General features: G+C 64.5%; 20 protein-coding genes. 9 read left to right on the top strand and 11 right to left on the bottom strand.

From position 1 onward, the window contains the following. Window positions 1-37: 37 nt before the first annotated feature. The gene (gene argA / locus BLR94_RS10400) at window positions 38-1,336 is read left to right on the top strand and encodes an amino-acid N-acetyltransferase (protein ID WP_084304521.1); all 1,299 of its coding nucleotides are present in this window, start codon (window positions 38-40) and stop codon (window positions 1,334-1,336) included. A gap of 75 nt (window positions 1,337-1,411) precedes the next feature. On the opposite strand, the gene rmf is transcribed toward argA, so the two are convergent. The 4 genes from rmf to BLR94_RS10420 all read right to left on the bottom strand — a co-directional run bounded on the left by rmf (window position 1,412) and on the right by BLR94_RS10420 (window position 6,287). After that, complete coding sequence (gene rmf / locus BLR94_RS10405; protein WP_084304520.1) at window positions 1,412-1,648, bottom strand: ribosome modulation factor; 237 nt, start codon at window positions 1,646-1,648, stop codon at window positions 1,412-1,414. A 116-nt stretch (window positions 1,649-1,764) separates the two neighbouring features. Next, entirely contained in the window at window positions 1,765-3,345 is a 1,581-nt protein-coding gene (gshA, locus tag BLR94_RS10410) for a glutamate--cysteine ligase (protein WP_084304519.1), read from the bottom strand. 205 nt (window positions 3,346-3,550) lie between these two features. Next, on the bottom strand, window positions 3,551-3,940 hold the full coding sequence (locus tag BLR94_RS10415) for a PaaI family thioesterase (RefSeq protein ID WP_084304518.1): 390 nt from the start codon (window positions 3,938-3,940) through the stop codon (window positions 3,551-3,553). Window positions 3,941-3,944: 4 nt separating this feature from the next. After that, complete coding sequence (locus BLR94_RS10420; protein WP_084304517.1) at window positions 3,945-6,287, bottom strand: Tex family protein; 2,343 nt, start codon at window positions 6,285-6,287, stop codon at window positions 3,945-3,947. A 394-nt stretch (window positions 6,288-6,681) separates the two neighbouring features. On the opposite strand from BLR94_RS10420, the gene ompR reads away from it, so the two are divergent. Next, the gene (gene ompR / locus BLR94_RS10425) at window positions 6,682-7,419 is read left to right on the top strand and encodes an osmolarity response regulator transcription factor OmpR (protein WP_084304516.1); all 738 of its coding nucleotides are present in this window, start codon (window positions 6,682-6,684) and stop codon (window positions 7,417-7,419) included. A gap of 114 nt (window positions 7,420-7,533) precedes the next feature. Next, window positions 7,534-8,847, top strand: coding sequence for an ATP-binding protein (locus BLR94_RS10430; protein WP_084304515.1), 1,314 nt, complete (start codon window positions 7,534-7,536; stop codon window positions 8,845-8,847). Window positions 8,848-8,949: 102 nt separating this feature from the next. Here the strand turns inward: BLR94_RS10430 and BLR94_RS10435 are convergent, their stop codons facing one another. From BLR94_RS10435 to rimA, 4 genes are all read right to left on the bottom strand, one after another. After that, on the bottom strand, window positions 8,950-9,846 hold the full coding sequence (locus tag BLR94_RS10435; RefSeq protein WP_084304514.1) for a S66 peptidase family protein: 897 nt from the start codon (window positions 9,844-9,846) through the stop codon (window positions 8,950-8,952). Next, window positions 9,843-10,748: a 30S ribosomal protein S6--L-glutamate ligase gene (gene rimK, locus BLR94_RS10440; protein ID WP_042554499.1), complete on the bottom strand. Its 906-nt coding sequence runs from the start codon at window positions 10,746-10,748 to the stop codon at window positions 9,843-9,845. The genes BLR94_RS10435 and rimK overlap by 4 nt, the downstream gene beginning before the upstream one ends. Continuing rightward, window positions 10,745-11,212 (bottom strand): retropepsin-like aspartic endopeptidase RimB, encoded by a 468-nt coding sequence (gene rimB / locus BLR94_RS10445; protein WP_084304513.1) that lies wholly within the window; start codon window positions 11,210-11,212, stop codon window positions 10,745-10,747. Before rimB ends, rimK begins: the two co-directional genes overlap by 4 nt. A 75-nt stretch (window positions 11,213-11,287) precedes the next feature. Continuing rightward, a complete protein-coding gene (gene rimA / locus BLR94_RS10450; RefSeq protein ID WP_084304512.1) occupies window positions 11,288-12,079 on the bottom strand; it encodes a S6 modification regulatory phosphodiesterase RimA in 792 nt (263 codons plus the stop codon). Window positions 12,080-12,188: 109 nt separating this feature from the next. On the opposite strand from rimA, the gene BLR94_RS10455 reads away from it, so the two are divergent. Continuing rightward, on the top strand, window positions 12,189-12,602 hold the full coding sequence (locus tag BLR94_RS10455; protein ID WP_084304511.1) for an RNA-binding S4 domain-containing protein: 414 nt from the start codon (window positions 12,189-12,191) through the stop codon (window positions 12,600-12,602). Here the strand turns inward: BLR94_RS10455 and BLR94_RS10460 are convergent. Continuing rightward, window positions 12,566-13,390: a phosphatase PAP2 family protein gene (locus BLR94_RS10460; RefSeq protein ID WP_084304719.1), complete on the bottom strand. Its 825-nt coding sequence runs from the start codon at window positions 13,388-13,390 to the stop codon at window positions 12,566-12,568. The two genes, BLR94_RS10455 and BLR94_RS10460, sit on opposite strands and share 37 nt — an antisense overlap. A gap of 218 nt (window positions 13,391-13,608) precedes the next feature. On the opposite strand from BLR94_RS10460, the gene hslO reads away from it, so the two are divergent. From hslO to BLR94_RS10475, 3 genes are all read left to right on the top strand, one after another. Further along, a complete protein-coding gene (gene hslO, locus BLR94_RS10465; protein ID WP_084304510.1) occupies window positions 13,609-14,496 on the top strand; it encodes an Hsp33 family molecular chaperone HslO in 888 nt (295 codons plus the stop codon). 154 nt (window positions 14,497-14,650) lie between these two features. Then, window positions 14,651-16,192 carry a phosphoenolpyruvate carboxykinase gene (locus BLR94_RS10470; protein WP_084304509.1) on the top strand — a complete coding sequence of 514 codons (1,542 nt, stop codon included), beginning with the start codon at window positions 14,651-14,653 and terminating at the stop codon, window positions 16,190-16,192. 125 nt (window positions 16,193-16,317) lie between these two features. Beyond that, window positions 16,318-18,243 carry a RecQ family ATP-dependent DNA helicase gene (locus tag BLR94_RS10475; RefSeq protein WP_084304508.1) on the top strand — a complete coding sequence of 642 codons (1,926 nt, stop codon included), beginning with the start codon at window positions 16,318-16,320 and terminating at the stop codon, window positions 18,241-18,243. On the opposite strand, the gene BLR94_RS10480 is transcribed toward BLR94_RS10475, so the two are convergent. Then, window positions 18,207-19,160 carry a LysR family transcriptional regulator gene (locus BLR94_RS10480; RefSeq protein WP_084304507.1) on the bottom strand — a complete coding sequence of 318 codons (954 nt, stop codon included), beginning with the start codon at window positions 19,158-19,160 and terminating at the stop codon, window positions 18,207-18,209. The two genes, BLR94_RS10475 and BLR94_RS10480, sit on opposite strands and share 37 nt — an antisense overlap. A 126-nt stretch (window positions 19,161-19,286) precedes the next feature. Between BLR94_RS10480 and BLR94_RS10485 the strand changes: the two genes are divergently transcribed. Continuing rightward, window positions 19,287-20,207 carry an aldo/keto reductase gene (locus tag BLR94_RS10485; RefSeq protein WP_084304506.1) on the top strand — a complete coding sequence of 307 codons (921 nt, stop codon included), beginning with the start codon at window positions 19,287-19,289 and terminating at the stop codon, window positions 20,205-20,207. A gap of 82 nt (window positions 20,208-20,289) precedes the next feature. Further along, a complete protein-coding gene (locus BLR94_RS10490; protein WP_084304505.1) occupies window positions 20,290-21,624 on the top strand; it encodes an NTP/NDP exchange transporter in 1,335 nt (444 codons plus the stop codon). Here the strand turns inward: BLR94_RS10490 and BLR94_RS10495 are convergent. Further along, a complete protein-coding gene (locus tag BLR94_RS10495; RefSeq protein ID WP_084304504.1) occupies window positions 21,614-22,498 on the bottom strand; it encodes a LysR family transcriptional regulator in 885 nt (294 codons plus the stop codon). The two genes, BLR94_RS10490 and BLR94_RS10495, sit on opposite strands and share 11 nt — an antisense overlap. Window positions 22,499-22,502 lie beyond the last annotated feature (4 nt).

Raw genomic sequence — 22,502 nt, forward strand, 5'->3', positions numbered from 1 at the left:
TGCCTCCTTCGTTCTTACCCAGGGGTTCTTGCTTCCCATGCACGACTACGTCAACTGGCTTCGCCACGCCTCGCCCTACATCAACGCCCACCGTGACTGCACCTTCGTGGTCATGCTGCCGGGCGAAGGGGTCGCTCATCCGAATTTCGGCAATATCGTCCACGACCTGGTGCTGCTGCACAGCCTCGGCGTGCGCCTGGTGCTGGTGCACGGCTCGCGCCCGCAGATCGAGGCGCGCCTGCTCGGGCGGGGGTTGACGCCGCACTACCACCGTGACCTGCGCATCTCCGACGGACCGACCCTGGAATGCGTGATCGATGCAGTCGGCCAGTTGCGCATCGCCATCGAGGCGCGCCTGTCCATGGACATCGCCGCCTCGCCGATGCAGGGCTCGCGGTTGCGGGTAAGCAGTGGCAACTACGTCACCGCGCGACCGATCGGCGTAGTGGACGGTATCGATTACCAGCACACCGGCGAAGTGCGGCGCATCGACCGCAAGGGCATCAACCGCCAGCTCGATGAGCGCAATATCGTCCTGCTGTCGCCGCTGGGCTATTCGCCGACCGGCGAAATCTTCAACCTGGCTTGCGAGGACGTGGCCATGCGCGCGGCCATCGACCTGGCTGCCGACAAGCTGATCCTGTTCAGCAGCCAGCAGGGTCTGCTCGACGACGACGGCAAACTGATTCGCGAGCTGCGCCCGCAGCAGGTGCCCGCACATGTTTCGCGCCTGGGTAGCGACTATCAGGGCGAGTTGCTGGATGCCGCGGCTCAGGCCTGTCGCAGTGGGGTCAAGCGCAGCCACATCGTCAGCTACACCGGCGACGGCTCGCTGCTGACCGAGCTGTTCACCCGCGATGGGGGCGGCACCCTGGTCGACCCGGAGCAGTTCGAATCGCTGCGTGAGGCGAACATCGGTGACGTCGGCGGGCTGATCGAACTGATCAGCCCGCTGGAGCAACAGGGCATTCTGGTGCGTCGCTCGCGGGAGGTGCTCGAACGCGAGATTGGCCAGTTCAGCATCGTCGAGCGCGATGGCATGATCATCGCCTGTGCGGCGCTCTATCCCATCGCGGACTCGACCTGCGGTGAGCTGGCCTGCCTGGCGGTCAACCCCGAATACCGCCACGGCGGCCGCGGCGATGAACTGCTCGAACGCATCGAGGAGCGGGCCAGGGCCATGGGTATCAACACCCTGTTCGTGCTCACCACCCGCACGGCGCACTGGTTTCGCGAACGCGGCTTCGCGCCCAGCAGCGTCGAGCGCATGCCTGCCGCACGGGCCTCGCTGTACAATTTCCAGCGTAATTCGAAGATATTCGAGAAGGCCCTGTAGCGGGGCGTTGGGGGGGCGCCCCGCCACTGAAGAGCGGCGGCCATGAGCCCTCGGCTGCTTCGGCAGGCAATCGAATCAGGCGTGCTTTTGGGTGACCGGGGTATGGCCGGCCGCGCGGTTGATATTTTCTTCGCTGAGTCGACGCTGGGCTTTCCCGTCGACCCAGCCGGCTTCCCAGGCCGCAGCGGGCACGCTGGCGGGAAAGGGCTGCGTATCTGGTGCATGGCCGGCCAGGCCGGCCATGTAGCCCTGCTGGTAAGCCTTGGTGAGGCTGGCCACGCTCCAATGCGGGGCTTGTTGACGGTCGCTCATGAGGGGGATCCGCAGTCAGTGCCTGCAGATAATCCTAGACACGCATGTGCGCCGCCGGTAGCGGATCCCCGGTCATTGGATTTTTTTGTGACGCAGTCGACCTTGCGGGTAGCCGCTCAGACCGCCAGTGCCAGGATGCTGGCCTGGTAGGCCGCGGCGAAGCTGTCGAAGTCACCATCCTCATGCACTTCCAGTTCGGCCTGCTCCTGTAGGGAACGCTGCGCAGCCTGCTCGAACTCGGCCTGTCGCTCGGCACTCAGCGGCTGTGCGCGGAAGTGTTCGGCGTGGCGTTTGCTCTGGCGCAGGGAGAACGCCGAGAAGCTTTCACCTTTCTGCAGTTCTGCCAGCACCTGGGCCGATGGCGTCAGGCGGGGGTCGTCGATTTTCGCGCGCTGCGCCTGCAGGGCGCCGGCGTGGGCTTCGCCACCCTGGCTGGTGTCGAGCAGGGTAGCGATGGCTTCGATACCATCGAGCAGCTCATGAGCCCAGCTCTGCAGGACGACCGGCCCGCCATGGCGATGCAGGTGCAGGCCGGGGCGACGCCCCTCCTTGACCACCTTGAGGAAGTTGTCGGAGCAGTTGCTGCACTCGCCATTGCCCAGCTGCGGGCTGTCCTGCAGGGCGCAGAACAGCAGGAAGGCGTCGAGAAAGCGTGATTCGGCAAGGTCGATGCCCAGTGGCAGGAACGGATTGATGTCCAGGCAGCGGGCCTCCACGTACTGCACGCCACGGGCCATCAGCGCCTGGATCGGGCGTTCGCCGCTGTAGGTCACGCGCTTCGGGCGGATGTTGGAGTAATACTCGTTTTCGATCTGCAGGATGTTGGTGTTGAGCTGCAGCCAGTCACCGTCCTTCTTGGTGCCGATGTCGACGTAGGGCGGGTAGGGTGTAGCGACCGCCTGGCGCAGGCTGTCGGTATAGCTGGCCAGGTCGTTGTAGCAGGGCGTCAGCCCGGCCTGGGCCTCGCTCTGATAACCCAGGTCGCTCATGCGCAGGCTGGTGGCATAGGGCAGGTACAGGGTGTCGGCGTCGAGCGCCTGCAACTGATGGGCACGGCCACGCATGAAATTCTTGTCCAGCGCCGGAGACGCACCGAACAGGTACATCAGCAGCCAGCTGTAACGGCGGAAATTGCGGATCAGCGCAATGTAGCGCGACGACTGATAGTCGCGGGCACTTCGCGTGTCGCCCTCGGCCTGCTGCAGCACGACCCACAGCTGCTCCGGCAGGGAGAAGTTGTAGTGAATGCCGGCGATGCACTGCATGGTCTTGCCGTAGCGCAGCGCCAGGCCCTTGCGGTAGACGTACTTGAGCTGGCCGATATGGGAGTGGCCATAGCGGGCGATCGGAATGGTCTCTTCGTCCGGCAGCGGGCCGGGCATCGACGGGCTCCACAGGTACTCGCCGTCGAGCTTGCTGTAGACGAAGCGGTGGATACTATCAAGTTCGTCCAGGGTGTCGCTCGGGTCGACGGCGGTCGAGGTGATGAACTCGAGCAGCGACTCCGAATAATCCGTGGTGATCTGCGCATTGGTCAGCGCCGAACCGAGGGTGACCGGATGCCCGCTGAGCGCCAGTTCGCCTCTGCTGTCGACGCGCAGGCATTCGCGTTCGATGCCATGCAGGCACTGGGAAAGCAGGGAAAGGTTGGCGTGCTCACCGAGCAGTGCCAGACGGCGGGAGAACAGGTCGCTCAAGATTGCATTCCTTCACGCAGCGGTCGCCCCAATATGGGGGTGGATGCTGCACTCTACAAGGGGCGAATTGCTGACGTTGGTCGTCTGGCGAAAAGAGCGGGTATTCTAGCGCCCTCGGTCGCCGTGGCGAAGGGCGGCAGTCCTCTCGGGCATGGCGCTGGCCCGGATACCGCCCCGGCCGGGCGCGTCGGCCGCACCACTGCCCTCAGAGGCAGGCGAAGGTGGCCTGGGCCTTGGCGACCAGCTTGTCGTGCTGATGCACCTCGGCCTCGATCACTTGCGTGCGCCGCCCGGCGTGCACCACCCAGGCCCGGCAGCTCAGTTCACCCTCGGTCACCCCGCGGATGTAGTTGACCTTGCATTCCAGGGTGACGCTGCTCGGCGCGCCGTCAGTGAGGCTGTGGCTGGCCTGGCCCATGGCGCTGTCGATCAGCGAGAACAGCGCGCCGCCGTGCAGCTTGCCGTGCAGGTTGCGCAGGCCATCGTGCATGCTCAGCCGGATCACCGCCTCGCCGCCTTCTGCCTTGACGATCTGCAGGCCGAGCAGGCGCCCGAAGGCGCTGCTCTTGCCGACTTCTTCCATGGGCTCGCTCATCGGCCTACTTCCTCAGTTGCTTGGCGTTGGCGAACAGAGAAGCCATGGCGGCATTGGCCGGTGCAGGTTTTTCCTGGCCCGAATGGCGCTCGCTGCGTGGTGCCTGACCACCCTTGCCGCCACCCTGGCGACCGCCGCCACGTGGCCCTTCGACTTTCTCGCCTGGCGTGTCGCCCATGCGCATCGACAGGGCGATGCGGCCTCGCGCGATGTCCACTTCCATGACCTTGACCTTGACCACGTCACCGGCCTTGACCGCCTCGTGCGGGTCCTTGATGAACTTCTCGGACAGCGCCGAGATATGCACCAGGCCGTCCTGGTGAACACCGATATCGACGAAGGCGCCGAAGTTGGTGACGTTGGTCACCACGCCTTCGAGGATCATCCCCAGCTCGAGATCCTTGAGGGTTTCCACGCCTTCCTGGAACTCGGCGGTCTTGAACTCGGGGCGCGGGTCGCGGCCGGGTTTTTCCAGTTCGCTGAGGATGTCGCCCACGGTCACCAGGCCGAAGGTCTCGTCGGTGAACGTCTTCGGGTCCAGGCGCTTGAGAAAGCCGGCATCGCCGATCAGCGAGCGGATATCGCGGCCCGTGTCGACGGCGATGCGTTGCACCAGCGGGTAGGTTTCCGGGTGAACCGCCGAGGCATCGAGCGGGTTTTCACCGTTCATGACGCGCAGGAAGCCGGCAGCCTGTTCGAACGTCTTGTCGCCGAGGCGTGGGACCTTCTTCAGGGCGTCACGGGTCTTGAAGGCGCCGTGGGCATCGCGGTGAGCGACGATGTTCTGCGCCAGGGTCGCATTGAGGCCGGAGATACGCGCCAGCAGTGCGCTGGAGGCGGTGTTGACGTCCACGCCGACGGCGTTCACGCAGTCCTCCACCACGGCGTCGAGGCTGCGGGCCAGCTTCAACTGGGAGACGTCGTGCTGGTACTGGCCCACACCGATGGATTTCGGGTCGATCTTCACCAGCTCGGCCAACGGATCCTGCAGGCGACGGGCGATGGACACCGCGCCACGCAGGGACACGTCGAGATCCGGGAATTCTCTGGCAGCCAGTTCAGAGGCCGAATACACCGACGCTCCGGCTTCGCTGACCATGATCTTGGTCATCTTCAGGCCCGGGTATTTCTTGATCAGCTCGATGGCCAGCTTGTCGGTCTCGCGGCTGGCGGTGCCGTTGCCGATGGCGATCAGGTCCACACCGTGCTTGGCACACAGCCTGGCCAGCACGTTGAGGGTGCCGTCCCAGTCGTTGCGCGGCGCGTGGGGGTAGACGGTGGCGGTATCCAGTACCTTGCCGGTGGCGTCGACCACGGCGACCTTGCAGCCGGTGCGCAGGCCCGGGTCGAGGCCCAGGGTCGCACGCGGGCCGGCCGGAGCGGCTAGCAGCAGGTCGTGCAGGTTGCGGGCGAAGACGCTGATGGCTTCATCTTCGGCGCTTTCGCGCAGTTCGCCCAGCAGGTCGGTTTCCAGGTGGGTATAGAGCTTGACCTTCCAGGTCCAGCGCACCACTTCACCCAGCCATTTGTCGGCGGCGCGGCCTTGGTTGGAGATGCCGAAACGCTCGGCGATCATGCACTCGCACGGATGCAGGGTGCCCGGCGTAGCGACGCCCGACAGTTCTTCGCCGACCTTGAGGCTGGCGCTGAGGATGCCCTCGTTGCGGCCCCGGAAGATCGCCAGGGCGCGGTGCGAGGGGGCGCCCTTGAGTTTCTCGTCATGCTCGAAGTAGTCGCGGAACTTGGCGCCTTCCGCTTCCTTGCCGGCGACCACGCGGGCGCTGAGGGTGGCATTATCCTTGAGAAAACCGCGCAGATTGCTGAGCAGGCTGGCGTCCTCGGCGAAGCGTTCCATGAGGATGTACTTGGCGCCTTCGAGCACCGCCTTGGTGTCGGCGAAGCCCTTCTCGGCATCGACGAAGCGCACGGCCTCGGTTTCCGGGGTCAGGTTCTGGTCATTGAACAGTGCATCGGCCAGCTCGCCAAGGCCGGCTTCCAGGGCGATCTGGCCCTTGGTGCGACGCTTCTGCTTGTAGGGCAGGTACAGGTCTTCGAGGCGGGTCTTGGTGTCGGCGAGGTTGATCTCACGGGTCAGCTCGGGGGTCAGTTTGCCCTGTTCCTCGATGCTGGCGAGGATACTGGCGCGACGATCGTCGAGTTCGCGCAGGTAGCGCAGTCGCTCTTCCAGATTACGCAACTGGGTATCGTCGAGGCTGCCGGTGACTTCCTTGCGGTAGCGGGCGATGAACGGCACGGTGGAGCCTTCGTCGAGCAGGGCGACAGCGGCGGCGACTTGTTGCGGGCGGACGCCCAGTTCTTCGGCGATACGGTTGTTGATGCTGAGCATAGAAAGAAGAATCCACCCTGAAACTGCGAAAACCGGCCTCGCTCATGATCGGCCGGACGATGAAACGGCGCATTATAGCCCCGTAAAGAGGCGCCCGGGCCATTGGCCTCGAGCTGCCGCCAGACCATGAACAGACCCTGGAAAGTCAGTTGCGTTGCCGCCGCAGCGCTAAAAGAGCGGTCGAAAGCGACTGGTGACCAGCGCCCCTCCTGGGTGGCTGTGCAAGGCGTTCGTGCCCCTTGCGCGCTTTACTGCCTGTCGGGCGCGCAATAGCCCCTGAAGCAGCGAAAAATCTGCTAACAATGGACAATAGGTGGTCTATACGGCCTCTGGGCCATAATGCCGCGTTGAAATCGGCCGCGTCGCGTCGCGGATTCTCGATCAAGGAGCCTCTATGAGCAGCACTGCAGCACAACCGGTCGACGGTGAGAAAATCCTGATTGTCGACGACGATGCCCGTCTGCGGCGTCTGCTCGAACGTTTCTTCGACGAGCAAGGCTACCGGGTGCGTGCGGTGGAGAACGTCGAACAGATGGATCGTCTGCTGTCGCGCGAACTCTTCAACCTGGTGGTGCTCGACCTGATGCTGCCTGGCGAGGACGGCCTGAGCGCCTGCCGCCGTCTGCGGGCGTCGAACAATCAGGTGCCGATCATCATGCTCACCGCCAAGGGCGACGAGAGCAGTCGTATCCAGGGCCTGGAACTGGGTGCCGACGATTACCTGGCCAAACCCTTCAACCCGCGCGAACTGCTGGCGCGTATCAAGGCCGTGCTGCGTCGCCAGGTGCCGGTGGTGCCCGGCGCGCCGGGCAGCGAGGACGAGAGCGTCACCTTCGGTGACTACGAGCTGTCCCTGGCCACCCGTGAGCTGAAGAAGGGCGAGGAAGTGCACATGCTCACCACCGGTGAGTTCGCCGTGCTCAAGGCGCTGGTGCAGCATGCCCGCGAACCGCTGACCCGCGACAAATTGATGAACCTGGCCCGCGGCCGCGAGTGGGATGCCCTGGAGCGCTCCATCGACGTGCAGATTTCCCGCCTGCGCCGGTTGATCGAGCCGGATCCGTCCAAGCCCCGTTACATCCAGACCGTCTGGGGCGTGGGCTACGTGTTCGTGCCGGATGGCAACAAGTAGTCACCATGCGTCCGTCGGCAACCCTGTAGGAGCCAGCTTGCCGCGCTACGGCGCTCCGTCGATCCTTGCGCTCTGATCGCCAGCAAGCTGGCTCCTACGGATTTTGTGTTCTCAATGAAAGCCCCACTGTGGTTCCCGCAAAGCTTCTTCTCGCGCACCCTCTGGCTGGTGCTGATCGTGGTGCTGTTTTCCAAGGCGCTGACCCTGGTTTATCTGATGATGAACGAGGACGTACTGGTCGACCGTCAGTACAGCCACGGTGCCGCGCTGACGCTGCGCGCCTACTGGGCGGCTGATCCCGAGGACCGCACCAATATCGCCGAGGCCGCCGGCCTCAAGCGGGTGCCGCGTACCGAGGTGCCGGCCAGCGAGGAGCACTGGCCCTATAGCGAGATCTTCCAGCGGCAGATGCAGTCCGAGCTTGGCCCCGATACCGAAACCCGGGTGCGGGCCAAGAGCCCTCCGGCCTTGTGGGTGCACGCACCGACACTGGGCGATGACTGGCTGCGGGTACCGCTCTATCCTCATCCGCTGCGTGGCCAGCGTATCTGGAGCGTGCTGGGCTGGTTCCTCGGGATCGGTCTGCTGTCTACCGCGGCTGCCTGGATCTTCGTGCGCCAGCTCAGCGCGCCGCTCAAGCGCCTGGTGGTCGCCGCCCGGCAGTTCGGCCAGGGGCGCAGCGTGCGGTTACCGGTCAGCGACACACCGAGCGAGATGACCGAGGTGTATCGCGCCTTCAACCAGATGGCCGAAGACGTCGAGCAGGCCGGTCGTGAACGTGAACTGATGCTGGCCGGGGTGTCCCACGACCTGCGCACGCCACTGACGCGCCTGCGTCTGTCGCTTGAGTTCCTCGACCACGACTCCGAACTGACCGACGACATGGTGCGTGACATCGAGGACATGGATGCCATCCTCGATCAGTTTCTGGCCTTCATCCGTGATGGTCGTGACGAGCCGGTGGAGGCGTTGAACCTGCCGGAGCTGATCCGCGACGTGGTGGCGCCCTACAACCAGAAAGAGGAGCAGGTGAGCCTGTTTCTCGAAGCGGTGCCGGCCTTTCCGTTGCGGCGGGTATCGATCAAGCGCCTGATCGTCAACCTGATCGAGAATGCCCTGCGCTATGGTGGCAGTGGCGTGGAGATCGTACTCTCGGTGGCCGACGACCACAGCGCTCCCTACGTGGTGCTCAGCGTGCTGGATCGCGGTACCGGCATCGACCCGAGCGAGCTCGGCAATATCGTCAATCCCTTCATCCGCGGCGACCGTGCGCGGGGCGGCCAGGGCGCAGGGCTCGGCCTGGCCATCGTCAAGCGCATCGCCTCGATGCACGGCGGCAGCGTGGAGCTGCGCAACCGCACCGGTGGTGGGCTGGAAGCACGTATCTGCCTGCCGTTGGGGTTGCTGTTGCCGCGCGACGCAGCGTGATCCGAGGGGTGCCGCCGCCCGCTTCGGGCGGGCAGGGCATCCATGGGCACGTCCATCGGTGAGGCGCGTTGCCCAGCGTGGATTGTGCTTCTGGCGAGCGTGCTACCAGCTGAGGGCGCTACCCTGCAGCGTTGCGAGCCGGCCATAGGGCCAGGCGAGGTTGGCGTCACCATGGCCACTGGGCAGGTCGCCGTAGAGCGGTATGCCAAACGGCGCCAGGTATTCGCCGATGATTTCCTCGATGCTGTGCTGGACGCCGCGCCGTGGGCAATCGGTGAAACTGCCCAGGCATACCGCTGCCGGGCGTTGCTCGGCGAAGCTTTCGAACAGTTGCCAGAAACTGCGCTCCAGGCGGTAGTAAGGCTCGCCGACGTCTTCGAGGATGAGGATGGCATCGTTCGGCAACCGCATACCTGCGACGGTGCCGCAGCCGCTGGCCAGGGCCGTGAGGTTGCCGCCAACCAGAGGCCCTTCGACGGCGGCTGCCGGGCCGCTGATAGGCCGCACCGGCAGGCTGTTGCTGCGCCCCTGCAGCACGTCCCACAGCGAGCCCATGGACGCCAGCCGCTCACGTTGCCCCGTGGGCGCTGACAGCGTCTGCAGGCCGAGCGCCGTGGCGACCGGGCCATGGATGGCCGGCAGACCGTGGCGGCCGAATGCGTCGAGCAGCAGGGACAGGTCGGAGTAGCCGATCAATGGTCGCGGGCTGGCGTTCTGCAGCAAGGCCCAGTCAACGCCTGGCAGCAGTTGCGCGCAGCCATAGCCGCCGCGCAGGCACCAGACCGCGTCGATGTCCGGCAGGGCGAAGGCCTCGTGCAGATCGTCCAGGCGCTGCGCCGGCGTGCCGGCCAGGTAACGATGCCGAGCCCGTACGTGCCGGCCCAGGTGATAGTCGATGCCCTGCACCTCGAGCTGCGCCAGGGTCGCTTCGAATACCTCGTCGGCGATGGCCGAGGCGGGGGCGATCAGCGCCAGGCGCCCTGCGAATGCTGTGCTCATCCTTTACCCTTGGTGCGTGTCAGGTTGGGGCCGCCGTTCTTTTCCAGAAACTGGATGATCATGCCGGCGACGTCCTTGCCGGTGGTCACTTCTATGCCTTCCAGGCCTGGCGAGGAATTCACTTCCATCACCAGCGGGCCGTGGTTGGAGCGCAGGATATCCACACCTGCCACCGACAACCCCATGACCTTGGCGGCGCGGATGGCGGTCATGCGTTCTTCCGGGGTGATCTTGATCAGGCTGGCGGTGCCGCCGCGGTGCAGGTTGGAGCGGAATTCACCGGGTTTGGCCTGGCGCTTCATGGCCGCGATGACCTTGTCGCCGACCACGAAGCAGCGGATGTCGGCACCGCCGGCTTCCTTGATGTACTCCTGCACCATGATGTTCTGCTTGAGGCCCATGAAGGCTTCGATCACCGATTCGGCGGCCTTTTCGGTTTCGCAGAGCACCACGCCGATGCCTTGCGTGCCTTCCAGCACCTTGATCACCAGCGGGGCGCCGTTGACCATGTCGATCAGGTCGGGAATGTCGTCCGGCGAGTGGGCGAAGCCGGTCACCGGCAGGCCGATGCCGCGCCGCGACAGCAACTGCAGCGAACGCAACTTGTCCCGCGAGCGGGCGATGGCCACCGATTCGTTGAGTGGCACCACGCCCATCATCTCGAACTGGCGCAGTACTGCGCAGCCGTAGAAGGTCACCGAGGCGCCGATACGCGGGATCACCGCGTCGAAGCCTTCCAGTGGTTTGCCGCGGTAGTGGATCTGCGGCTTGTGGCTGGCGATGTTCATGTAGGCACGAAGGGTGTCGATCACCACCATTTCATGGCCGCGCTGCTGCCCGGCTTCGACCAGGCGGCGGGTGGAATACAGGCGCGGATTGCGCGACAGCACAGCGATTTTCATTGGGCACCGCTCGGGTCGGGAAGCACGGGTTTGTCTTGGACGTAGGTGAGCGCCGGGTTGACCACCAGGTGGCCAGCCACCAGCGCCTTGGAACCGAGCAACATGCGATAGCGCATGGTCTTGCGGCTGGCCAGGGTAAACTCCACCGGCCACGCCAGATCACCCAGCATCAGGCTCGTGCGGATCACGTAGCGGCTCTGCGCCAGGCCATTGGAACTCTTGATGCGCTTGTATGCCACCAGGCGCGCCTCGCAGCGATGGCGACGCTGCACCTGGGTACCGATATAGGCCGTGAATCTGACCCAGCGTTCACCTTCCCGTTCGAATGGCTGGATATCGCTGGCATGCAGGCTCGAGGTGCTGGCGCCGGTATCGATCTTGGCGCGCAGGCCGATGATGCCCAGCTCCGGCAGGTTGACCCATTCGCGAAGGCCGATCACGTTGAGCTGGTCGAATGTCTTCAAGAAAGGCTTCCGTGGCTGCTGGGGTCTGGCACCGTGGCGCACAGGGTACTGAAAATACGCTGCGCTGCGCGCCTGTCAGCGAGTGGAATCGATTGCCGGCCAAGCCGCCTCTGCTATCGCCGGCAAGCCTTTGAACCGGGGCCGGGCGAACAGGTAGCCCTGCATCAGGTCGATCCCGCTGTCAGCAAGAAAGTCCCGCTCTCCCGGCGTCTCGATCCCCTCGGCGATCACCTGGACGTCGAGGTCGCGGCAAATGGCGACGATGCCGCGTACGATGGCCTGCCGCGCCTTGTCCTGATCAACCGCGCGAATCAGTGCCATGTCCAGCTTGATCAGATCGGGCTGAAAATCGGCCAGCAGGGTGAGCCCTGAATGACCGGCGCCAAAATCGTCGATGGCCGTCTTGAAGCCGAATTCCTGATACTGACGCAGAATGTGGGTCAGGTGTTTGCTGTCCGCCATGGGATCGCTTTCCAGGGTCTCGAAAATCAGCCTGTCCAGCGGGAAATTGTGCTGGCGGGCAGCTTCCAATGTGCTGCGAATGCACAGTTCCGGGCGGTAGACGGCAGTCGGCAGAAAATTGATCGACAGGTGAGTGTGCATGCCCAGTTGCATCGCCTCGGCGATAGCCTGGGTGCGGCAGCGCTGGTCGAAGCGATAGCGATTGTCGTCGTTGACGCAACCGAGGACGCTCGGCGCACCTTCACCTGCCGGGCCGCGAACCAGGGCCTCGTGCGCGAAAACCTGCCGGCTGCGGATGTCGACGATCGGCTGAAAGGCGAAATTGAAGTCGAAATCCAGCGGCGGGCTACTCTGGCAGCCACGGCACTTTCCGGGGTGGGTGAGGTCGTTGGGAAAATGAGTCACTGCTGCTCCGGTATTGCGGGTGCGCGGTCAGGGCCAATATCGGTATGACACTATGTACAGGCTGATGTGGCGGCGAAATTGTGATGACAATTCAATCGATGGTGAGGTGATGGTGGCAAAGCAGGATGCCGATGACAAGGTACGCTTGGACAAGTGGCTGTGGGCCGCGCGCTTCTTCAAGACGCGTGCCCTGGCCAAGGCGGCGATCGAAGGTGGCAAGGTGCATTGCCGCGGCGAGCGGTGCAAGCCGGGCAAGGAGCCGAAGGTAGGCGAGGAGTATGTGATTCGTGCCGGTTTCGACGAACGTACCGTGGTCGTGCAGGCGCTCTCGGCAGTGCGTCGCGGCGCGCCGGAGGCCCAGGTGCTGTATGCCGAGACCGGCGAAAGCATCGTGCGGCGCGAGCGGGCCGCCGAACAGCGCAAGGCTGGCGCCCTGGGCGTGCAGACCGACGGACGCCCCAGCAAGAAACAGCGCCGGCAGCTGTTCTACCTGCGCGGCGGTTCTGGCGACTGGGTGGAATAGCCCCCGCCGATCACGCTCAGCGAGCCCAGCAACGGCAGCCTTGCCAGGCGCCGTGCAAGCGGTGCGGTCAGCTGCTCGATGACCGCGCTGGCGCGGTAGGCCAGCGGCGTGTAGCAGCTCCAGGCGATGCCCAGCACACTGAGCAGCACGCCGCCGACCAGGGCATCCGCGCCCCAGTGAGCGCCGGCCACCAGGCGCGGCAGCATGCCGATCACGGCGATCGCCCAGACCAGCGCCCAGCGCCAGCCGCTGACGAAGAAACTGCAGAACATCGCCCAGATCATCAGCACCGAGGCATGGTCACCGGGGAAGCTGCGGCTGGCGCTGTCCTTCAGGTCCCAGCGTTCCTCCCAGGCCGGGAACATCGCTGTCAGCCGTGCACTGCCTTCCACCTGCAGCGAGGGGCTGGCGTGTTGCCAGCCCATGTACTCGACGAGATCGGCGAACAGCACGCGCATCAGCAGCATGACGGTCAGCGCCACCAGAAAGGCATAGAGGCCGGTACGCACCTGTGTGGCCGGAAATACCAGGCCGGCGCGCAGCATGATCGCCAGCATCACCAGGCCCACGCCGGCATCCACCGGGCGCATGCTGCCGATGGCCCAGATGTGCGCCCACAGGCCGGCGGCGTGCAGTGGGTCATTGAGCAGATGGAACAGCCACAGGTCGAATTGATTCCAATGGGCGCGGGTGACCGGCCACAGCCAGCTGCAGAACAGCAGGGCGATGAGCAGGTGGCTGACGATGAGGGCGCGAGGGCGCCACTGGGCATTCAGGCTGAGGTGCATGGCGGAGCGCTTTCGAGGAAAAGTGCCGATTCTAGGCAGGCTGCGCAGCGTGCCGATGCCTTTCAGCGTCTCGTTCAGCCGGTGTTCAGGCGCGTGCGCCAGGGTGGTTCGGCGCATTCGGCTTGGTCGGCGCCGCGTTTGCGCCTAAAATTGCCGGCCCCCAGGCCCGCGGGCGCTAGCCCCTGGCTTGCTTCGCATCATTGTGCAGGCGATTCCCTATGTCCGACTTCACCCAACGCTTTCTTTTCGATGACACCGATGTGCGCGGTGAGCTGGTCGGGTTGTCCGGCAGCTACCAGCAGGTGCTGGCCAAGCACGACTATCCTCGCCCCGTGACGCAATTGCTCGGCGAGCTGCTGGCTGCCGCGTCGTTGTTGGTCGGCACCCTGAAGTTCGATGGGCTGCTGGTGCTGCAGGTGCGTTCCGAAGGCCCGGTGCCGCTGCTGATGGTGGAGTGTTCGAGCGATGGCGAAGTGCGTGGCATCGCTCGCTACGAAGCCGAGCGCATCGCCGATGGCGACGGGCTGCTGCAACTGATGCCCGAAGGCGTGATGGCCATGACCGTGGATCCGAAACAGGGCCAGCGCTACCAGGGCATCGTTTCCCTGGATGGCGGTACGCTGGCCGATTGCCTGACCAATTACTTCGCCACGTCCGAGCAACTGGCCACGCGTTTCTGGCTGTGTGCCGACGGCCTGCGTGCCCGTGGCTTGTTGCTGCAGCAACTGCCGGCCGATCGTCTTGTCGATGACGACGAGCGCGCCGCCAGCTGGGAGCACCTGGTGACCCTGGCCGATACCCTGCAACACGAGGAATTACTGGGCCTGGACAATGAAACCCTGCTGCATCGTCTCTATCACCAGGAGACGGTTCGCCTGTTCGATCCACGCCTAATCCAGTTCCGTTGCAGCTGCTCTCGTGAACGCTCGGCCAAAGCGCTGGTCAGTTTAGGGCGGGCCGATGCCGAGCTGCTGCTCGGCGAGCACCACGGCCGCGTGGAAATCGACTGCCAGTTCTGCAACGAACGCTATGGCTTCGACGCTGCCGACATCGCTCAACTGTTCGCCGGCGGAGGCAGTCAGCAGCCCTCTGACACCCGTCACTGAGGGCCGCCAGCAACGCGCAGGGTGTTCTGACTGGGGGGCTGCACGCGCAGCCCGCTTTTCTGGCATAATCCGCGCACTTTTTTAGCTGTAGTCCTGCTTTGTGCATGGCTACAAACGTTTGGAAGACTCGGCCGTTCGGCCGACGGGGATTCACATGACGCAAGCCAACAACGCTGTGTACACCGACATCAGCACCGCTCAACTGGTCGAAGAAGCCCTTCGGCGTGGTGAGGGCGAACTGGCGTCCACTGGTGCTCTGGTTGTACGCACCGGCCACCGTACCGGGCGTTCTCCGGTCGATCGCTTCATCGTCGATGAGCCGAGCACGTCGGCCGACATCGGCTGGGGGCCGATCAACCGCAAGTTCCCGGCCGACAAGTTCGATGCCCTGTGGGACCGTGTCCAGGCGTTCTCCGACGCCCAGGACAGCTTCGTTTCCCACGTTCATGTAGGTTCCGCCGACGCCCACTACCTGCCTGTCAAGATGACCACTGCCACCGCCTGGCAGAACCTCTTCGGCCGTCAGCTGTTCATCGAACCGGCCCAGTACAACCCGTCCGCCAAGGCGCAATGGCAAGTGCTCAACGTGGCCAACTTCGAGTGCTCCCCCGAGCGTGATGGCACCAACTCCGATGGTTGCGTGATCATCAATTTCGCTCAGAAGAAGGTGCTGATCGCTGGCATGCGTTACGCCGGTGAAATGAAGAAAGCCATGTTCAGCGTGCAGAACTTCCTGCTGCCGGCTGCCGACGTGCTGCCGATGCACTGCGCTGCCAACATCGGCGAAGAGGGCGACGTGACCCTGTTCTTCGGCCTGTCCGGCACCGGCAAGACCACCCTGTCCGCCGATGAGAGCCGTTACCTGATCGGTGACGACGAGCACGGCTGGGGCACCGGTGTGGTGTTCAACATCGAAGGCGGTTGCTATGCCAAGTGCATCGACCTGTCCGAGAAGAACGAGCCGGTCATCTGGAAAGCCATCAAGTTCGGGACCGTGCTGGAAAACGTGGTGCTCGACGAGCAGCGCGCGCCGGACTACACCGACGACAGCCTGACCCAGAACAGCCGTGCCGCCTACCCGCTGGAATTCGTCGAGAAGCGCAGCGAGAAGAACCTCGGTGGCGAGCCGAATGCAGTGATCTTCCTGACCTGCGACCTGACTGGCGTGCTGCCGCCGGTGTCGATCCTCAACGAAGAGCAGGCGGCCTATCACTTCCTGTCCGGTTACACCGCCCTGGTCGGTTCCACCGAAATGGGCTCGGGTTCTGGCATCAAGTCGACCTTCTCCACCTGCTTCGGCGCACCGTTCTTCCCGCGCCCCGCTGGCGTTTACGCCGAGCTGCTGATCAAGCGCATCCAGGCGTTCGGCTCCAAGGTCTATCTGGTCAACACCGGCTGGACTGGCGGTGGCTATGGCGTCGGCAAGCGTTTCAACATCCCGACCACCCGTGGCGTGATTGCAGCCATTCAGAGCGGCGCGCTGATCGGTACCGAAACCGAGCAACTGCCGATCATCAACCTGAGCGTGCCGAAGGCCGTTCCGGGCGTCGAGACCAACCTGCTCAACCCGCGCAACACCTGGGCTGACCAGAACGCCTACGACGAGGCCGCCAAAGGCCTGGCCAAGCTGTTCATCGACAACTTCACCAAGTTCGATGTCAGCGATGCCATCAAGAGCGCCGGCCCGCAGCTGTAAGCTCGCCACGTTCTGACAAAGCCGCCCTCGGGCGGCTTTGTCATTTATGGCTGGCGCGGCCTGTAAAACGCTTTCCATACACACTACGGTTATTGGCCATCAGGCGGTCAATGGAGTGACAGCACATGCCCAGTACCCTCGAACGTGTCTTCGGTTTCAGCCAACTGCGTCCCGGCCAGGAAGCGGTGATCAGCGCCGTGCTCGCCGGCCGCTCGGCTGCGGCGATCTTTCCCACCGGCTCGGGCAAGTCCCTGTGCTACCAGTTGCCTGCATTGCATTTGCCGCACCTGACTCTGGTGGTCTCGCCGCTGCTGGCCCTGATGCAGGATCAACTCGCCTTTCTGCATCGGCACGGCATCAGTGCGGCCAGCATCGATTCGGCGCAAAGCCGCGAGCAGGTCAGCGAAACCATGGCCAAGGCCAAGTCCGGTGAGCTGAAGATCCTGATGATTTCGGTCGAGCGCCTGAAGAACGAACGGTTTCGCAACTTCATCGCCGGCGTGCCGATTTCCCTGCTGGTGGTGGACGAGGCCCACTGTATCTCCGAATGGGGCCACAACTTCCGACCGGACTACCTGAAGCTGCCGGATTATCAGCGCCAGTTCGCCATCGCCCAGGTGCTGTTGCTGACCGCCACGGCGACGCCGCCGGTGATCGCCGACATGCAGAAGAAGTTCGCCATCGCCGCGGATGACGTGGTCACCACCGGTTTCTATCGGCCCAACCTGAACCTGCTGGTCGAGCCGGTGGCCGGCCGTGACAAGCAGCGACGCCTGGAGCAGTGGCTGGGTGCCAGGAAGGGCGAGCCGAGCATCGTCTATGTCACCCAGCAGAAGACCGCGGAGCAGGTCGCCGAGCAGCTCGCTCGGCAGGGCCTGTCCGTCAGTGCCTACCATGCCGGTATGGGGCATGAGGTCCGCGAGGCGATCCAGCGCCGCTTCATGGCGGGTGAGCTGGGCTGCATCGTCGCCACCATCGCCTTCGGCATGGGCATCGACAAGCGTGACATTCGCAACGTGGTGCATTTCGATTTGCCCAAGTCGGTGGAGAACTACAGCCAGGAGATCGGTCGCGCCGGGCGCGACGGCGAATCCTCCGACTGCCTGGTACTGGCCAACCGCGACAGCCTCAACGTGCTGGAGAACTTCGTCTACGGCGATACGCCGGAGCGTGATGGCATCGTCAGGGTGCTCGAGGAAATTCGCGACAACGCCAGTGGCGACCAGTGGGAAATGACCATCAATGCGCTGAGCGATCAGAGCAATATCCGCCAGCTGCCGCTCAAGACGCTGCTCGTGCAACTCGAGCTGCGCGGCATCATCGCGCCGCGCTATGCCTACTTCGCCGAATACCGCTTCAAGTACCTGATCGAACCCGAGGCGTTGCTGGCGCGCTTCGAAGGGGAGCGACGGCAGTTCGTCGAAGCCATCGTCAACGCCTCGACGCGGGCGAGGACCTGGTGCGCGGTGGACTTCGATGCCCTGTATCGCGGCCATCAGGCCGAGCGCGCGCGGGTGGTCAAGGCGCTGGACTTCTTTCAGGAGCGTGGCTGGATCGAGCTGGAAAGCAAGCAGATGACCGATGTCTATGCCGTGCTGCAGGGCTTCGACATCCAGGCCCTGGCGGACGAGCTGCACGGTTATTTCCTCGCTCAGGAGGGCAGCGAAATCCGTCGCATCCAGGCCATGCTGGAATTGTTCGCCAGTGAGCAGTGCCTGAGCCACCGCCTGGCGGGGTACTTCGGTGACGAGCGCGCGCCACGTCAGTGCGGGCATTGCTCGGTCTGTCGCGGCCAGGTCGCCCATTTGCCCGACCCCCCTGCGCTCGCGCCGCTGGCGGGACGCGAGCGCAATGCGTTGTGTGGAGCGTTCATCGCCAGGTATCAGAGCGCCCGTGGCGAAGAATCGCCCAGTAACGAATGTCTGGCGCGTTTTCTGTGCGGCATCAGCGTCCCGTTGTTCACCCGGCTCAGAGCCCGGCAGATCAGTGGTTTCGCGGCGCTGGAGGACTATCCTTACGCCGACGTGCGGGACTGGTTGGCCGCGAGCTGACATGCCGCGAGCTCGGCGATCTCCTGCTGCCAGGCCTGCCCCAGGCGCGTGCCGATGAACTCAACGAAGCGCCGTACGCGTGGTACCTGCTGGCGACTGGTCGGATAGAGCGCATGCAAAGGAGCGTCCGGTAGCCGATAGCGCGGCAGAACCCGTTCCAGGCGCCCAGCCCTGAGGTCGGCCGCCACATCCCAGATGGATTTGCTGACGATGCCCTGGCCCTGCAGCGCCAGGGCGTGGGCCGCTTCACCGTCATTGCACAGAATACTGGCCTGGATACGCACCTGCAGCGGTACGTCATCCTGTTCGAAATGCCAGTGCGCGTGCTCCTGAGCACCGATCAGCAGGCAACTGTGCGTGTGCAACTGCTCGGGATGAGTCGGGCGGCCGTGCCAGTCCAGGTAAGACGGTGAGGCGCAGAGCACCCGGTGGTTCGGCGCCAGTTGCCGGGCGATCAGGCTGGAATCGGCAGGCATACCGAAGCGGATAGCGATGTCCACCTCGTGCTCAAGCAGGTCGACCAGGGCATCGCCGAAATTCAGCTGGATGCGCAGCTCCGGATATTGTTTGCGGAATGTTGCGATCAGCGGGATCAACTGGCGACGACCGAAGCCGAACGGCGCACTGATGCGCAGCAATCCGTCGACCTGTTCGCGGCGTTGCAGGAGCATCGCTTCCGCCGCATCCACCTCGTCGAGAATGCGTCGACAGTGCCCATGGAACAGCCGGCCTTCTTCGGTCGGGGCCAGGCGCCGCGTGGTGCGCTGCAGCAGACGCACGCCGACACGGGCCTCGAGCCGCGCCAGGCGCTTGCTCACCACGGCAAGGGAAAGATTCAGTTCCCGAGCGGCTGCCGACAGGTTGCCCGCGCGAAGGATGCGTTCGAACAGGCGCAGGTCGCTAAGGTCTTCGAGCATGGGTTTAATCAACCATGGGGAAATAATGCATATCGATTCTGGAGAGAATGCAGCCGGTTGCCCTGACCATACTCGCCTTTCGCACGTTGCGGCCAGCCCGGCCGCTGTTTCCCGCCAGGAGGCCTCATGCACACACGTCGCCAGTTCATCCAGCGCAGCAGCGCTCTTGCCGCCATGGCCAGCATGGCGTCCTTGTTTCCCTCGTTCAGTTTCGCCGCGGACACCCTGCTCAAACGGGCCATTCCGGCGACCGGCGAAACCCTGCCGGTAATCGGCCTGGGCACTTCACGCACCTTCAACGTCGATCCGGCATCGGCGGACATGGCGCCTTTGCAGGAGGTGATCAAGGCCTTCGTCAACGGCGGCGCCACACTGATCGATACGGCGCCGAGCTATGGCCGTTCGGAAGCGGTCACCGGCGAACTGGTCAAGCGCACCGGCACCGGCGATCGGGTGTTTCTCGCCACCAAGGTCTCGTCCACCGGGCGCGAGGCCGGCCTGCAGCAGATCGAGGCCAGCTTCAAGGCCCTGCAGACCGAGCGCATCGACCTGATCCAGGTGCACAACCTGCAGGACACCGCCACCCAGCTGGGGCTGCTGCGCGAGCTCAAGGAGCAGGGGCGGATTCGTTATGTCGGCGTAACCCATTACCTGGAGTCGGCCCACGATGACCTGCTCGCGGTGCTGGAAAAGGAGCCGGTGGACTTCGTCCAGTTCAATTATTCCATCGGTGCACGCAATGCCGAACAGCGGCTGTTGCCCTATTGCACCGACAAGGGCATCGCCACGCTGATCAACCGCACCTACCAGGCTGGCGAACTGTTCGCCAAGGTGCGCGGCAAGGAGGTGCCGCAATGGTTGCAAAGCGAACTGGGCGCGACCTCCTGGGCCCAGGTGATGCTCAAGTTCGTACTGGCCAACCCGGCGGTCACCACGGTGATCCCGGCCACTTCCAACCCGCGCTACGTGCTCGATAACCTGTTGGCAGGCCAGGGGCAATTGCCGGATGCCGCACAGCGTGCGCGGATCGTCGAGCTGTTTGCCTGAACGGGGCAGCTATGCTGCCCCTTAGCAAACGCTGGCGTTGACCTGGGCTGCGCCGCCGTTCCCGCCCTGCCGAGGAGTACTCATGACCCTTGCCACATCCCTGCCATCGCGCGTGGCCCGTGCGATCAATGCACAGCCCGGTGAGCTGGGAGCCGCTCTGTCGGGCTTCGCGCTGTTTTTCTGTCTGTTCTGTGGCTATTTCATGCTGCGGCCGATCCGTGAGTCCATGGGTATCCAGGCCGGCGTGGAAAACCTGCAGTGGCTGTTCACCGCGACCTTCGTGAGCATGTTGCTGGCGGTGCCGCTGTTCGCCTGGCTTAACTCCAGGGTACCGCGCATCCAGTTCATCGACTGGGTCTACGGGTTCTTCTGCCTCAACCTGCTGGCTTTCGCCGTGGCGTTCAGCGCCATGGCGGAGAGCCTGTGGATGGCGCGAGTGTTCTACGTGTGGATCTCGGTCTACAACCTGTTCGTGGTATCGGTGGCCTGGAGCCTGATGGCCGATGTGTTCGATTCGCCACAGGCCAAGCGGCTGTTCGCCTTCATCGCTGCCGGTGCCAGCGTCGGTGGACTGGCCGGGCCGGCACTCAGTGCGCTGCTGGTGGGCGCTATCGGTGCCAGTGGCCTGGCGTTGCTGGCCGCGTTGCTGCTGGCCGGGGCCTTGGCGCTCAAGCATTACCTGATGGGCTGGCGCGAGCGTGCCGGGGCAGGGCGGCCGGGCGCCGGCCAGGCGGAAAATCCGCGGCGCCCGGTGGCCGGCAATCCATTCAGCGGCATGACCCGTGTGTTGCGTTCCTCCTACCTGCTGGGGATCTGTGCTTTCGTGGTCCTACTCGCCACGGTCACCACCTTTCTCTATTTCGAGCAGGCGCGGCTGGTGGCCGAGCTGTTTCCGGAGCGCAGCGAGCAGGTGCGCGTGTTCGGTTTGATCGACTTCGTGGTGCAGGTCGGTGCGCTGCTGGCACAGCTGTTCATCACTGGCCGGGTCGCCCAGCGCCTGGGTGTGCGCACCCTGCTGGCAGCTGTGCCGATACTGGTGTGCGTGGGCTTTCTCGCTCTGGCCATGGCGCCGACCTTCGCGGTGCTGGCCGGGTTGATGATCGTGCGGCGCATCGGCGAGTACGCATTCGTGCGGCCGGGGCGGGAAATGCTCTTCGCGCCGCTGGATGCCGAGAGCAAGTACAAGGCCAAGAACTTCATCGACACCGTGGTCTATCGCGGTGGTGATGCGCTCAGTGGCTGGGCCAAGAGCCTGATCGACATGCTCGGCCACGGGGTGGCGTTGATCGCCGTGATCGGCGCGCTATGTGCGGCCGCCTGGGGCCTGCTCGGCTGGTACCTGGGCGGCCGTGCCGACCGCGGTGCAACCGGCGTGCAGCCGCTGCGCGAGGACGCCGAGTCTGCGCTCAGGCGTTGATCAGCACGCGTGCCTCGGCGAAGCAGGCTTCGGCCAGGGCAGAACGTGGCGCGCTGCGGCGCATGATCAGTCCCAGTGGCGCCAGGGTGTGGGCGTCTTCGATGGGGGTCAGCAGCAGGTCGTCAGTGAACTCGGCGAGGCCGTTGTGCAGCGGCATGATCGAGCAGCACAGGCCAGCGCTGACAGCCTGCAGCAATTGATGCACGGCATCGGTTTCCAGTTTCGGCAGTGGTGTCAGCCCCCGTGAGCGGAAGCTGTGGTCGATCGACTGGCGAAAATGCATGCCGGCAGACAGCAGCCCCAGCGGCAGGTCGATGAGGTTTTCCCAGCGCAGGGTGGCCTGGGTGAACCGGAAGTGTCGACGGTCGTACAGCAGGCCCATGCGCGTCGCCGCCAGCTCCAGGCTGTCGAAGTGCTCGCGATCCAGGCGGTCGAGGTACGAGAGCCCGAGGTCGAGCTGATTGCTGCCCAGCCGCTCGAGGATCTGGTCGCTGCTCAAGGCGAACAGCTGGAAGCGCAAACCGGGATGCTGCTCGGCGAACAGCTCGACCAGCTCCATCGGATCGAAGCCCGACAGTGGCACCACGCCGAGGCGCAGGGTGCCGACCAGTTGCCCGCGGCAGGCCGCGGCCTCGGCATACAGCCCGTCGTGGGCGGCCATCAGGCTGCGCGCCCAGGCGAGGATGCGTTCGCCTTCGGCGCTGAAGCCCTCGAAGCGCTGTCCGCGGCGTACCAGCTCGAGGCCGAGCTCATTCTCCAGGTTGCGCAGGCGCATCGACAGGGTCGGCTGGGTCACGTGGCAACGGCTGGCTGCCTGGCCGAAATGGCGGGTTTCGTCGAGGGCGATGAGAAACTTCAGCTGCTTGATGTCCATGGGC

The sequence above is a fragment of the Phytopseudomonas flavescens genome, assembly GCF_900100535.1.
GTDB lineage: Bacteria > Pseudomonadota > Gammaproteobacteria > Pseudomonadales > Pseudomonadaceae > Aquipseudomonas > Aquipseudomonas flavescens.

What these genes read in the sequence shown, in the direction of transcription:
- argA (WP_084304521.1), top strand. Translation starts at nt 38, where the DNA reads ATGCACGACTACGTCAACTGGCTTCGCCACGCCTCGCCCTACATCAAC.
- rmf (WP_084304520.1), bottom strand. Translation starts at nt 1,648, where the DNA reads ATGAGCGACCGTCAACAAGCCCCGCATTGGAGCGTGGCCAGCCTCACC.
- BLR94_RS10415 (WP_084304518.1), bottom strand. Translation starts at nt 3,940, where the DNA reads ATGAGCGAGCCCATGGAAGAAGTCGGCAAGAGCAGCGCCTTCGGGCGC.
- BLR94_RS10420 (WP_084304517.1), bottom strand. Translation starts at nt 6,287, where the DNA reads ATGCTCAGCATCAACAACCGTATCGCCGAAGAACTGGGCGTCCGCCCG.
- ompR (WP_084304516.1), top strand. Translation starts at nt 6,682, where the DNA reads ATGAGCAGCACTGCAGCACAACCGGTCGACGGTGAGAAAATCCTGATT.
- BLR94_RS10430 (WP_084304515.1), top strand. Translation starts at nt 7,534, where the DNA reads ATGAAAGCCCCACTGTGGTTCCCGCAAAGCTTCTTCTCGCGCACCCTC.
- BLR94_RS10435 (WP_084304514.1), bottom strand. Translation starts at nt 9,846, where the DNA reads ATGAGCACAGCATTCGCAGGGCGCCTGGCGCTGATCGCCCCCGCCTCG.
- rimK (WP_042554499.1), bottom strand. Translation starts at nt 10,748, where the DNA reads ATGAAAATCGCTGTGCTGTCGCGCAATCCGCGCCTGTATTCCACCCGC.
- BLR94_RS10455 (WP_084304511.1), top strand. Translation starts at nt 12,189, where the DNA reads ATGGTGGCAAAGCAGGATGCCGATGACAAGGTACGCTTGGACAAGTGG.
- BLR94_RS10460 (WP_084304719.1), bottom strand. Translation starts at nt 13,390, where the DNA reads ATGCACCTCAGCCTGAATGCCCAGTGGCGCCCTCGCGCCCTCATCGTC.
- hslO (WP_084304510.1), top strand. Translation starts at nt 13,609, where the DNA reads ATGTCCGACTTCACCCAACGCTTTCTTTTCGATGACACCGATGTGCGC.
- BLR94_RS10470 (WP_084304509.1), top strand. Translation starts at nt 14,651, where the DNA reads ATGACGCAAGCCAACAACGCTGTGTACACCGACATCAGCACCGCTCAA.
- BLR94_RS10475 (WP_084304508.1), top strand. Translation starts at nt 16,318, where the DNA reads ATGCCCAGTACCCTCGAACGTGTCTTCGGTTTCAGCCAACTGCGTCCC.
- BLR94_RS10480 (WP_084304507.1), bottom strand. Translation starts at nt 19,160, where the DNA reads ATGCTCGAAGACCTTAGCGACCTGCGCCTGTTCGAACGCATCCTTCGC.
- BLR94_RS10485 (WP_084304506.1), top strand. Translation starts at nt 19,287, where the DNA reads ATGCACACACGTCGCCAGTTCATCCAGCGCAGCAGCGCTCTTGCCGCC.
- BLR94_RS10490 (WP_084304505.1), top strand. Translation starts at nt 20,290, where the DNA reads ATGACCCTTGCCACATCCCTGCCATCGCGCGTGGCCCGTGCGATCAAT.
- BLR94_RS10495 (WP_084304504.1), bottom strand. Translation starts at nt 22,498, where the DNA reads ATGGACATCAAGCAGCTGAAGTTTCTCATCGCCCTCGACGAAACCCGC.